At 52.7% G+C, this 12769-nt stretch carries 9 protein-coding genes; all 9 read right to left on the reverse strand.

Annotation, left to right across the window (positions count from 1 at the left end; all coding sequences use genetic code 11):
- Positions 1–12: 12 nt before the first annotated feature.
- On the reverse strand, positions 13–1413 hold the full coding sequence (locus tag RW092_RS07130) for a UDP-N-acetylmuramoyl-tripeptide--D-alanyl-D-alanine ligase (protein WP_316009882.1): 1401 nt from the start codon (positions 1411–1413) through the stop codon (positions 13–15).
- Positions 1410–2900 carry a UDP-N-acetylmuramoyl-L-alanyl-D-glutamate--2,6-diaminopimelate ligase gene (locus RW092_RS07135; protein ID WP_016311502.1) on the reverse strand — a complete coding sequence of 497 codons (1491 nt, stop codon included), beginning with the start codon at positions 2898–2900 and terminating at the stop codon, positions 1410–1412. Before RW092_RS07135 ends, RW092_RS07130 begins: the two co-directional genes overlap by 4 nt.
- A gap of 130 nt (positions 2901–3030) precedes the next feature.
- Positions 3031–4995, reverse strand: coding sequence for a stage V sporulation protein D (locus tag RW092_RS07140; RefSeq protein WP_316009883.1), 1965 nt, complete (start codon positions 4993–4995; stop codon positions 3031–3033).
- 83 nt (positions 4996–5078) lie between these two features.
- Positions 5079–7325: a penicillin-binding transpeptidase domain-containing protein gene (locus tag RW092_RS07145; RefSeq protein ID WP_316009884.1), complete on the reverse strand. Its 2247-nt coding sequence runs from the start codon at positions 7323–7325 to the stop codon at positions 5079–5081.
- Between the two features lie 19 nt (positions 7326–7344).
- Positions 7345–7743 carry a hypothetical protein gene (locus RW092_RS07150; protein WP_009225594.1) on the reverse strand — a complete coding sequence of 133 codons (399 nt, stop codon included), beginning with the start codon at positions 7741–7743 and terminating at the stop codon, positions 7345–7347.
- Positions 7744–8718 (reverse strand): 16S rRNA (cytosine(1402)-N(4))-methyltransferase RsmH, encoded by a 975-nt coding sequence (gene rsmH / locus RW092_RS07155; protein WP_316009885.1) that lies wholly within the window; start codon positions 8716–8718, stop codon positions 7744–7746. It abuts the gene before it with no gap.
- A 54-nt stretch (positions 8719–8772) separates the two neighbouring features.
- Positions 8773–9210, reverse strand: coding sequence for a division/cell wall cluster transcriptional repressor MraZ (gene mraZ, locus RW092_RS07160; protein WP_009225592.1), 438 nt, complete (start codon positions 9208–9210; stop codon positions 8773–8775).
- A 521-nt stretch (positions 9211–9731) separates the two neighbouring features.
- A complete protein-coding gene (locus tag RW092_RS07165; protein ID WP_085169624.1) occupies positions 9732–11000 on the reverse strand; it encodes an adenosylhomocysteinase in 1269 nt (422 codons plus the stop codon).
- Positions 11001–11012: 12 nt separating this feature from the next.
- Complete coding sequence (gene bshC, locus RW092_RS07170) at positions 11013–12650, reverse strand: bacillithiol biosynthesis cysteine-adding enzyme BshC (RefSeq protein WP_316009886.1); 1638 nt, start codon at positions 12648–12650, stop codon at positions 11013–11015.
- Between the last annotated feature and the right edge of the window lie 119 nt (positions 12651–12769).

Raw genomic sequence — 12769 nt, forward strand, 5'->3', positions numbered from 1 at the left:
CTTTCGCCGGTATTAGTGTGTTAGCTCGCTAGTTTTGATCGCTTCAACGACTTCTTCGAGTTTCATGCCCCGGGAAGCCTTAACCAAGACAATGTCCTGAGGATGCAGCAACGAAACCAGCTTGCGGATCAGTTCAGACTTATCAGTATATGCATGAATACAATTGGGGTCCAACTGTTTCTTCGCCCCCTCGGCAATGTGGCGCGACAGCGGACCGCAGGTGAACAGCAGATCCACCTTACCTGGCGTCAACATCTCCCCGATTTCGCGATGATAATCTGCTTCGGAATCGCCCAGTTCGAGCATATCCCCCAGCACGGCGATCTTCTTCCGATGCCCTTTCATATGCTCCAAAACGCCAAGGGCCGCCTTCATCGAAGTCGGGCTGGCGTTATACGCGTCGTTCAGGATCGTAATGCCGCTCTGTCCAGTAATGACTTCAATCCGCATTCCGGTCAGCTCCACATTGCTGAAGCCCTCACGGATCGCTGCGTCGCTCACCCCGTATTGACGGGCAACCGTGATCGCCGCAAGCGCATTGGATACATTATGTTCACCCAGAAGCGGCAGTTCCAGCGGTTCGCCTTCGCTGCCATGCGGCGTAAACAACGTATGATGGTCCGTAAACAGGATTCCTGTGGGATACAAGTCATTCTCCGGACGCAGCCCAAATGTTGCTGTTCGCAGACCTTCCGGCTTCACCGTAGACGGCTCGGCCAGCACTTGAGGGATAAGAGGTTCGTCCCCATTGTAGATGAACAGTCCTCCTGGCTTCATCCCCGCCAGAATTTCCAGTTTGGCTCTTGTGATCTCCTCCCGCGAACCCAGCTGCAGCAAGTGAGATTCGCCGATGTTGGTGACGACCGCTGTTTCCGGTTCACCAATCTTCGAGAGCAGTTCGATCTCCCCGCGCCCGCTCATGCCCATCTCCAGCACGGCGATTTCCGTATCTTCCGGCATGGCCAAGATCGTTAACGGAAGTCCGATATGGTTGTTGAAGTTCCCTTTGGTTTTATGCACTTGATATGTCGTCGATAAAAGAGCGTAAACCAGATCTTTGGTCGTCGTTTTCCCGTTGCTTCCGGTGATCCCGACTACTGTTGCTCCGGTTGCAGTCAAGTAGGATTTGGCCAGCGCCTGCAGCGCGATTAGCGTATCGTCCACGAGTACGGCCGGGCCTGGCGGCGTTCCCTTTGAGCGCGCCCATAGGCAAGCGCCTGCTCCAGCCTGAAGGCAGTCCGACGCGAAATCATGGCCATCGAACCGTTCCCCCGCCAGCGGCACAAACAGGCAGCCTTTCGTTATTTGCCGGGAATCCGTCACAACCCCCTGCACTTCGATGCCAGCATCGCCCGCATCCCGAATCTGTCCGCCGCACATCGCGGCAATTTCTGCTAAGTTTCTTTTAATCACTTTGCCAGACCCCTTATCGCTTCTTTTGCAACGATTCGATCGTCAAAATCAAGCACCTTCGTACCTATCAGTTGATAGGTCTCATGGCCTTTGCCCGCAATCAATACTACATCCTCATGGCTTGCCATTTCAATAGCCTTGCCAATCGCCTCGCGGCGGTCGACGATCATCTCATAACGCGCCTGATCCACGCCGTCCTCGATGAGTCCCTGTTCGATGTCCCGTAAGATCGCTTGCGGGTCTTCCGTACGCGGATTATCCGAGGTCACCAGCACGTAATCCGCATACTTCGCGGCGATTTGACCCATAATCGGGCGTTTCTTCCGATCCCGATCCCCGCCGCAGCCGAAGACGCAAATCACGCGGCCTTTCGCAAATTCATTTACCGTCCGCAGCACATTCTCCAACCCGTCCGGGGTATGGGCGTAATCCACAATGACGGCGAAATCCTGACCTTCGTCCACCGCTTCCACTCGACCCTCAACGCCTTTCACCGATTCCAGGCTGGCCTTGATCTGCGTAAGCGGGATACCTTCCAATAGTGCCGCGGAGATGGCGGCCAGCGCGTTGTATACATTAAACTTCCCTACCATCCGCAAGGAGATATCTGCGCTGCCGCGGAACGTATCCACGTGAAAGGATGTCCCCCGTGCGGTAATCGAGATGTTGGAGGCTCTAACGTCGGCATCCTGCTCCACGCCGTACGTAATCACTTCAGCCGCCGTCTGTTTGGCAAAATAAGCGCTCGCCGGGTCATCAACATTCAGCACGGCATAGCTGCGTTCCTCTGGATTTTCCGCATACGTATTCCCCAATCGGGAGAAAAATAATCCTTTGGCCCAGCGGTATTCGTCCATGGTCTTATGATAATCCAGATGATCCTGGGTTAAGTTCGTAAATACGGCCGTCCGGAAGCGGGTTCCTTTCACACGTCCTTGCGCCAGCGCATGGGAGGACACTTCCATAACACAATACTCACCGCCGCCTTCAGCCATGTCATGTAAATATTTCTGCAGCTCCAGCGACTCCGGTGTTGTCCCGGACATCGGATACGTCTGCCCGGCGAACCGGCGTTGGATGGTGCCAATCAATCCCGTTTCCTTGCCTTGATCCTGCAAAATCCGCTCGATCAGATAAGTAGTGGTCGTCTTGCCATTCGTACCAGTCACGCCGATGACTTTCAGCCGCGAGCTAGGCGCCCCGTAGAATACGCCTCCGAGTACAGCCATCGCCTGTCGACAGTCCTTGACTTTCAGCTGCGGCAGGGCAACCTCGTCCAGCCACCGTTCTACCACCAGTGCTGCAGCCCCTTGTTCTGCAGCCTGCCGGGCATAATCGTGACCATCCACCGTATGGCCGGGAAGGCAAATAAATAGATCCCCCGGTTGTACCTTGCGCGAATCGATCGCGATCCCCGTACAGGACGTTTCTTCATCTCCTCGTATCTGCGATGTCATAAAATACGTTGCTAGTTTCTTAAGCAGCATAGGTTACCCCTCCGTCTTTCAACTGCGTGCCCTATACGAAATTCAAAAATCGGGTTTCCATACACAATTTTTGAATTACCGATACACACTCATACTATATTATCACCAAATTTAACTAAGTTCAGGATTATTATTCACTTGTGATCGAGTTATGATCATGCTGTTGCTCTGCTTCCGCTTCTGTCCCCATGTAGATGCGGATCGTCGATCCCTTCTCTACGCGTGCCCCCGCTTTCGGGGCTTGGTTGATCACCACATTGCCGGCGCCGGATCTGGCCAGATTGAAATTCATATTCAAGTCCTCGTAGATTTCCTGCGTCGTGTGGCCGATCAAATCAGGTACCGTGACGATTGGCGTCTCGCCGTATTTATATTTCTTGTTGACCTGTTGCTCACGAGGAGGAACCTTCATATACTCCAGCGCATCCTCCATGATGTTGCGAACGATCGGAGCAGCTACCACGCCGCCGAATTGAATGCCTTGCGGGTTATCCACCGCCGTGTAAACCACGATCTGCGGGTCGTCCGCCGGGGCGAAGCCGATAAAGGAAACGATATGTTCATTTTGCGAGTACCGTCCGTTCACGACCTTTTGCGCTGTCCCGGTTTTCCCGCCAACCCGATACCCGTCGATAAACGCGTTCCCGCCAGTTCCGTTGGCGACGACGCTTTCCAGCGCCATACGAATTTGCTTCGAGGTCTCCTCCGAAATGACCTGCCGCACCATCTGCGGCTTGTTCTCGGAAACAACCTCGCCTGTCTCCGGATTCGTCCACGCTTTGGCGACAAAAGGCTTATACAGCTTCCCGCCGTTAATCGCCGCAGAAACCGCCGTAATCTGCTGGATCGGAGTCACCGATACGCCTTGACCAAACGAGGTGGTTGCCAATTCCACCGGCCCTACTTGCGAGAGCTTAAACAAAATCCCGTTCTCTTCTCCATTCAGATCGATGCCGGTTTTGCTGCCGAAGCCGAAATTTTTGATGTAATCGAACAACGTCTCTTTACCCAGCCGTTGGCCTAACGCTACAAATCCCGGGTTGCAGGAGTTTTCAACAACCTGAAGGAACGTTTGGCTGCCATGGCCGCCCTTCTTCCAGCAGCGAAGCGTAGCCCCTCCTACCTTAACATAACCTGGGTCAAAAAAACGCTCATTCAGCAAATCCACCTTTTTCTCTTCTAATGCCGCTGCCAGCGTAATGATCTTGAAGGTGGAACCTGGCTCGTACGTCATCCAAATCGGCAAGTTCCGGTTATATACTTCGGTATCATATTCTTGGTAAGCTCCAGGCTCGTACCCCGGCCGGGCTGCCATGCCAAGGATTTCTCCTGTCTTCGGGTTCATCGCGATCGTCAGTGCCGAATCAGCCTGCAGCCGATCCATCGCTTGATCCAACTCCCGTTCGATGATGCTTTGGATCGTCTTGTCGATCGTTAGCGTCAGATTTAGACCGTCCTTCGGCTCTACGTACTTCTCCGACGAACCTGGCATCAAGCGCCCGCCGGCATCAGATAGATAAGATACGCTCCCGTTCATGCCGCTGAGTAAATTATCGTACTTGCTTTCCACGCCGGTAAGGCCTTGGTTGTACCCGCCGGTAAAGCCCAGGATATGTGCCGCCAATCCTCCGAAGGGATAGTAGCGCTTATTGTCTTCGGCAACAACAATACCCGGAAGAGCTAAATCACGAATTTGCTGCGCTTTTTCCATCGTAATTTTGCGTCCGCCGGGTTGCAGCCTGACTATGGATTGTCTCTTGGTGATCGTCTTCAGCACCGATTCCTCGGTCATCCCAAGCAGCGGCGCCAGCTTCTTGGCCGTCAGCTCCGGATCCTTGATCTGCACCGGGATGGCCATCACCGTTGGCGTCGTAATATTATAAGCTAGCATCGTGCCGTTGCGGTCGCTGATTTCGCCGCGCTTCGCCGAATACGGGATATTCCGGCGCCAGGAATCCTCCGCTTTGGCGGACAATTCAGCCCCTTTCCCGATTTGAACGTAGGCAAGACGCACGGCCAGCGCCACAAACAGCAAACATAACACCATTAACAGCCAGAATAATCTTCGTCTGACGGTAAATCTGGATACTTTCACAGGTTGCCCCCCTTACCTATCCTGACATCATCATGATTGTACTCATCACATGACTATTCAGGACAACCAGGGGTTAGAACAAGCTATGGCGAGTCCGAGGTCTTCTTCTCTCCTGCATCGTCCCCTTGATCGCCGCCGTTTGTGGCATCCTCCGCCTGCTCCTCGTCGGACGAAGTTTCCTCCTTGTCCGGCGGTTCCAAGGTAAGGATCACGCGTCTGCCGCCGTTTTCGTTCACGATCTCCTGCGAAACGACGTAACCTTCCCCTTGTGTCGTAACCGGGATCTGCAGGATGGACAGCAGCTCCACCGCATCGCGCAACGATTCGCCCTGCAGGTTCGGCACATTGATGTCCGAGCCTTTCTCTGTAACCAAGTACACGAATTGCCCGGATTTAAGCGTCGTGCCCGCCTTCGGGAATTGAGAGATAATCGTGTCCCCCTTCCCATAGGTTGCGTAGGAGATGCGACTGGCCGACAGCTTGTCCTTGGCTTGTTGTACCGACAGACCACCGACATCCGGAACCTTAGGGCCCGTAGCAACCGACTTCGAGGAGTTATCAGACGAGCTGCCTTCGTATTTTTTCGGAACACCCATATATTGCAGCGTTTGATTCACGATCTGCTTAAATACCGGGGCGGCAGCAGCCCCCCCGCCCAGCTCCGAGTCCTTCGGTTCGTCGATCAAGACGATGACTGCTATCTTCGGATCATCCACCGGCGCATAGCCGATAAAAGAAACGACCTGCTTCGTGTAATCATATTGGCCGTTAACTACCTTTACCGCAGTCCCCGTCTTACCAGCTACACGATACCCATCGATGTAAGCATGGCGTCCGGTACCGATTTTTTGGTCCGAAACGACTTGCTCCAAATAGGTTCCGACTTCCTTCGCTGTGTCGGGAGAGATCACCTGTTGAAGCACTTTAGGTGTAGTTTCCACCGTCTCCCCGGTCTGCGGATCGGTGATAGACTTGACGATATGGGGCTCCATCAGCTTGCCGCCGTTGGCGATCGCCGATACTGCGACAATTTGCTGCAGCGGCGTCACAAGCAGCTTCCCGTGCCCGTATGACATCGCCGCAAAGTCAGCCTGCTGCACCGGATCCACGATCCCTTTGGATTCTCCCGGCAGCTCAATGCCCGTCTTTCTCCCGAAGCCAAACTGATCGACGTACGTCTTCAGCCGTTCCGGGCCCAGCATCTCGTAACCCAGTTTGACGAATGCGACGTTACTGGAGCGCTTGACGCCTTCCAGATAAGTGATTTCGCCCCAACCGGACCGCTTCAAGTCGTGAATCGTTTGCCCCGGCACCCGGATGCTGCCGGATTTGTATGTAGCGTTTGGATTAAATAAGCCTTCCTGAACCGCCCCGGCCAAGGTTACGATTTTAAAGGTGGAGCCTGGCTCGTAAACGGACTTAATCGCGTGGTTATAAAAATTCTTCTGATCGACATCCGCCCAATATTCATTGGGGTTAAAGGTCGGCATATTCGCCATGCCAAGGATTTCCATCGTATTGGGATCGGCCGCAATCACCGTCATACTGATCGGCTGCAGCTGAGCGTAGGCTTCCTTCATCGCCTGCTCGATGTAATACTGGATCGTGTAGTCGATCGTCAGCTTCAAGTTGTCTCCGTTCTTCGGCGGGTTATAAATTTCGCTCGCTTTCGGAATCTCAATTCCTCGGCCGTCCCGCTTATATTCGAGCGAACCGTTCACGCCCTTGAGCTGTTCATCGAAGTAGGCTTCAATTCCAGATACGGCTTTGCCCTCTCGATCGATATATCCCAAAACGTGGGAAGCCAAGCTTTGATTCGGATAATATCGCTTCTGATCCTTGATCAAGTAAATACCGACGTCCTGCAGGTTTTTATGCTCTTCCTTCAGCTCGTCGATCAATGCCTGCACCTGATTCTTCAAGTCTTGATCAATTTTCCAGCCCTCGTTCCGCACCTCACGTTGCGTATAGAACTCGCCGGACTCTTTTTTCGCATTGACGATCTTCCGGAGTTCACCTTCGTCTTTCCCGAGAACCTTGCCAAGCCCTTCAACGACCTCGTCCTGAATGCCGTATTTGTTAATAAGTTCGGGATTAACCGCCACCGTGTAAGCCGGAGCATCCACTGCCAGGACATCGCCGTTCCGATCCATGATCGTTCCCCTCGTGGCGGGCAGCAACTTTTTGGTCGACCACAGCTCCTCCGCATGCGACTGCCAAAAATCCGCTTGCACAACCTGCAGCCAAAACGCTCTACCGATCAATACAGCAAAAAAGAGGGTAATACATCCCCCTATCAGCAGTGTTCGAAGCTTTATTCGCTTGATCATGGCAAAACCTCTTTAGACATTATTTCTTGGCCGTTTCAACGCCATCTGCCGGCACGTTCACATGAAAACCTTCTACCTCCGGCTGAACATAACCGAGCTCCTTCGCCTTCTCTGGAATTTGTTCCTCCAGCTTTTCCTTCTGGATGCTAAGTTCCTTCACTTCCGCGTTGATCGCTTGAATGTCCGTATTCAAATTAAACATTTGGCGCTTAATGTTGTAAAGTGACACATTTTGCCATAACAACCCGCCCATCACGGCCACGCAAAAAATAACCGTCATCATATACAGCAACTTCTCACGGACCGGCAACGGCGAACGGCGGGTGACGACCTTCGTCGTTTCCCGATAACGCTGCGGTTGATAGCTGCGTTCTGCTTGCTTCTCCTTGACTGCCAGATTCCCACGCGTATAAGCCATTTACGATACCTCCACACCGGTTTGCAATTTCTCCGCCACGCGCAATTTCGCGGAACGGGCCCGCGGATTCTCAGCCAACTCCTGCTCCGACGGAACGATTGGTTTCCGGTTGATTAATTTAAGTGATCCTTTGCCGCCGCATACGCACATCGGAAAATCGGGCGGGCAAGTACATTTCTCCACATAGCTGGCAAAGATTTGCTTACAGATTCGGTCCTCCAACGAGTGGAAGGTGATGACCGAAACCCGTCCTTCCGGCGCCAAGCAACGGATAGCGGCATGCAGCCCTTCTTCGAATGCGCCCAGCTCATCGTTAACCGCGATGCGCAAGGCCTGAAAGCTGCGCTTGGCGGGGTGCCCCCCCGTACGCCTTGCGGCCGCCGGGATGCCCTCCTTAATCAGCTCGACGAGCTGACCCGTCGTTTCAATCGGCTCCTGCGCTCGCCGGTCTGCAATGACCTTGGCGATCCGCCTGGAAAATTTCTCCTCGCCGTATTGGAACAAGATCCGAGCAATTTCGCGTTCTGGCCACGTATTTACGATCTCCCGAGCCGTCAACGAGGCCGATTGATCCATCCGCATATCGAGCGGCGCGTCCGCATTATAGCTAAACCCCCGCTCTCCTTCATCAAATTGGGGAGAGGAAACGCCGAGGTCGAACAATACGCCGTCCACCTGGGGAACTCCGTTTAGTTGCGGCACCCCTTCGATCTCCCGCAATTTTTGCTCAATGTAGCGGAAATTGCTTTTTACCAAAGTTAACTTGTCCGCATAGGCTGCTAGCCGCTCCTTGGCATTGTCCAATGCCCAGTCGTCCTGGTCGAAAGCAATCAGCCTTCCCCCGGGACCTAGCTTGGATAAGATAACAGAGCTGTGGCCTCCGCCTCCCAGCGTACAATCCACATAAATGCCGTCCGGCTTGATGCGCAGCCCTTCTGTTGCTTCTTCTTTGAGTACCGTGATGTGATGGAACAAGACTTACGCCCCCAAACCTGAATTCATTTGACTTAGCTCAAAGAATAACCTCTTCTAAAGATCGAAGTTGAAATCCACCAACTTCTCAGCAATTTCGTTAAACGTATCTTCCGACTGCTGGAAGTATTGCTCCCACGTGTCTTTGCTCCAAATTTCCACGCGATTCGACACGCCTAAAACAACGCAATCCTTCTCCAGCTTGGCATACTGCCGTAAATTACTCGGCAAGTTTACCCTTCCCTGTTTATCCCATTCACATTCGGTTGCTCCCGAGAAAAAAAACCGGGTAAACGCACGGGCGTCGGATTTCATCAGTGGTAAGGCCTTCAGCTTCTGTTCCAGCACTTCCCATTCCTGCATTGGATAAACGAAAAGACACTGGTCCAAGCCGCGGGTTACAACGAAAGAGCTGCCGAGGAGTTCACGAAACTTAGCCGGAATAATAATCCGGCCTTTATCGTCAATGCTATGTTGGAATTCCCCCATAAACATTGGTGACTCACTCCTTACCTCTTTCCCCCACTTTGCACCACTTTACACCACTGTGATATGTAACTATTCCACACTAAATGTGAAATTCCTTCTTTGGTTCAAATTTTTTTTGACATGAGGTGGATGCGAAGAGTGTATTGCTTTAGGACAGCGACCGCGGTAGAAGTTCGTTTGGCGCTTAAGAAGCAGCAAAAAGGACTATCCCGACAGATTGAATCTGCCTGAGATAGTCCGCTTATCGTGCGTTAACAGTAAAAACTAATGTTATTTTATGGATTGATCTCTGGTTTCTGCGAATTAAGAGCATTTTGTACCGTTATTTTAGGTGAAATCCTCCAACTTTGCTCTATCTGTCGGAATTAGCGGTAGGATTTACCGTTAAATCTCCTCTAGCGGGGGAAAATCAGCAATTAACGGTACGATTTACCGTTAACTATCGCCTCTTGGCGATGGAGCAGCATCAATTGGAACGAGGATCTTCTCTCCACCAGCGATTGAACTGCTCCCGCACTCCCAACAAATTAATGCTCTTGCCAGCTATCCAGGTAAGCGCGTTGCTCCGCGGACAGCGCATCGATGTTCACGCCGAGGCTTTCCAGTTTGAAGCGAGCTACCTGCTCATCCAATTCGTAAGGGACATTCACAACCGTCTTCCCGATTTCTTTATAACGGTCATTGACGTATTTCAAAGACAACGCCTGCAGCGCAAACGTCATGTCCATAATTTCAGCTGGATGTCCATCACCAGCAGCCAAGTTCACCAGACGGCCTTCGGCGAGCAGGTACATCTTGCGTCCGTCTTTCAGCTGATATTCTTCAATGTTCTTACGCACCGTGCGAACAGAAACCGAACGCTCCTCAAGCTCTGGCTTGTTTACTTCCACGTCGAAGTGGCCGGCATTGGACAGAATCGCGCCGTCCTTCATCACATCGTAGTGCTCGCCGCGAATGACATCGCGGTTGCCTGTTACTGTAACGAAGAAATCGCCGATCTTCGCTGCTTCCAGCATCGGCATCACTTGGAAGCCGTCCATCACCGCTTCCACCGCTTTGATCGCGTCAACTTCGGTAACCACAACGTTAGCGCCGAGGCCTTTGGCCCGCATCGCCACGCCTTTGCCGCACCAGCCGTAGCCGACAACAACCACGGTTTTCCCCGCAACGACCAGGTTTGTCGTCCGGTTAATGCCATCCCATACCGATTGGCCGGTGCCGTAACGGTTGTCGAACAAGTATTTGCAATAAGCATCGTTAACTGCAACCATCGGGAATTTCAACTGACCTTCCTTGTCCATCGCTTTCAGGCGCAAAATCCCGGTAGTCGTCTCTTCAGCGCCGCCCCGCACATTCTCCAGCAAATCCTGACGTTCCGAGTGCAAGATCGTAACCAAATCACCGCCATCGTCGATGATCAGATCCGGCTTCGTCTCCAGCGCTTTAATTAACAACGCCTTATATTCTTCCGGTTCAGGATTATATTTGGCATAAACGGTGATGCCATCTTCAACGAGTGCAGCACAAACATCGTCCTGCGTCGACAGCGGATTGCTGCCGGTAATCGTCACTTCCGCCCCACCGGCTTGGATAACTTTAGCCAAGTAGGCCGTTTTGGCTTCCAAATGAAGCGAGATGGTCACTTTCAGTCCTTTAAAAGGCTGCTCCGCCTCGAATTGCTTCCGAATCCGGTTCAGCACCGGCATGTGGGCTTCCACCCAATCGATCTTCAAATGCCCCTCCGGCGCAAGCTTCAAGTCGGTAATGATGCTGTTCTGAATCGCTAACGAACTCATAAATGTCTCCTCCTATAAATAGATGATTCGATGTTTGCCAGTTAACTCATAAGGGATATTCATCAGGCCTTCGATCCAATCTGTCCCATACCGATTTAATGCATCAAAGAGATTGTAAACTCTCTCCTGCGGCTTGCTTAGAGGGAATAGCGAGAGTTGAATCCGGTCGAAATGGCGTAAGCCGGTCTCATGAATTTTCTCCAAAGCATCCTTCGCCTTGCCGCGCAAATACTCGATTTGGCCGATGATCTTGTCTCGGTTCACCGCCCCGAGTCTGGACAAATCGCTTTGAACTCCTGCCAGCTCCTCAATGAGCGGATTGTATAGCTCTCCAAACGCAGCGATGACCTCATCAAACCGCTTGTCGACCGGCATCCGCTCCTGCGCCGCAAGCCAAGCTTCACGTCTGCGGCGGAAGCCTTCGGCATCCTTCACATCATCCCAGCTGAGCTGATATTTCTGCATATACTTTTGCACGGTTCGATCTACCACCGTAAAAGCTTCCCGTGCCAGCAGCAGTGGCATTTTCAGCCCCAGTTTATGAAACGCCTTACGCGTCAGCCCCCAGTAAGCAATTTCGCCGGGGCCGAGAACCGAGCCAAGGACGGGAAGCAAACTGTCCTGCATCAAGGGGCGAGTTAACACATTATTGCTGAACCGCTCCGGATGCTCCCGCAGCTCGGTGAGCAGCTCGTCAGCCGTAAAGGAGACTTTGCCCTTGCGGTCTTCGAAGCGCCCTTCCTGTTTAAACAACAGCAGCCGTTCATGTTCATTAATATAGAACAAATTCGCTCCATTTTCGGCCACTTCAGCCGAAGGTTCAAATCCCAAGCCCGCCAAATCCCGTACCGTTTCGTGGTAAGCCGATTCCAGCTCATCATTGCGGCGAATCATTTGCTCAAACACCGGTACTTCCAGCCGGCGCAACTCAGGATCTGACGAGTCCAGCAGCACCAGTCCGTATTTTCCAAACAAAGCTCCCATCAGCTTGGCAAAAGCGGCCGTCAAGTTATCCGCATCCGCTGACGAGCTTCGTGCCAAATCCAGGACCACCGCCTTATGCTCACTGTCGGGCAGCAGCTGCTCCAGCTCGGTTAGAGCCTTGTCCCACGCCTCAGACGTCACTTTTGTAAAGCTGACGGGGAGCCGTTCCATGCCGCCTCGATGCATGCGGATCCGACGCACCTGCAAATCCGGCGCCATGACATAGGTGTGATTAACCTCATCCCAATCGTGGTCTTCGCCGGCAATCCAGAACACGGGCACCACCGGGCGATTTAACCGGGCAGAAGCATCCTTCGCCGCTTTGAGGATGGTCACCGCTTTATAGATCACGAGCAGCGGCCCGGTAAACAATCCGCTTTGCTGCCCGCCGACAATCACCGCCGTTCCCGGCTGCTCAAGCTGATGGATTGCCTGCTCCACGGCTGGGTCCGGGTTATATTGTCTGTTATATTCACGAAGTCGGGCTGCTAGCGCCTTCCGACCTACACGCGTATGCTCTGATTGATCAAGCCATGCGACTCGTTCAGCCCAGCTGCTCGTTTCCGCCGGGTTGCTCTCATACAATTGCTGAACCGTAGCAAACTGATTTACGTAAACTTCAGCCAGCGGCCCTGCAAATGAAAGTTGCTCTTGAACGACATTCATCAGTTTGCGTCCTCCTGTCTGCATCAAAACCTTCCTTGATTGTAACGGATGTCCCACTGCTCCGTCAAAGAAATCCTTACTTTAGCTAAACCTCTAACTTTCCGTAATTAATAAGGCGC

Source organism: Paenibacillus sp. 3LSP (assembly GCF_032465655.1).
Taxonomy (GTDB): domain Bacteria; phylum Bacillota; class Bacilli; order Paenibacillales; family Paenibacillaceae; genus Fontibacillus; species Fontibacillus barengoltzii.

Bases quoted from the DNA above. Each gene is read 5' to 3' on its own strand.
- RW092_RS07135 (WP_016311502.1), bottom strand. From the start codon at position 2,900: ATGCTGCTTAAGAAACTAGCAACGTATTTTATGACATCGCAGATACGA.
- RW092_RS07145 (WP_316009884.1), bottom strand. From the start codon at position 7,325: ATGATCAAGCGAATAAAGCTTCGAACACTGCTGATAGGGGGATGTATT.
- RW092_RS07150 (WP_009225594.1), bottom strand. From the start codon at position 7,743: ATGGCTTATACGCGTGGGAATCTGGCAGTCAAGGAGAAGCAAGCAGAA.
- mraZ (WP_009225592.1), bottom strand. From the start codon at position 9,210: ATGTTTATGGGGGAATTCCAACATAGCATTGACGATAAAGGCCGGATT.
- RW092_RS07165 (WP_085169624.1), bottom strand. From the start codon at position 11,000: ATGAGTTCGTTAGCGATTCAGAACAGCATCATTACCGACTTGAAGCTT.
- bshC (WP_316009886.1), bottom strand. From the start codon at position 12,650: ATGAATGTCGTTCAAGAGCAACTTTCATTTGCAGGGCCGCTGGCTGAA.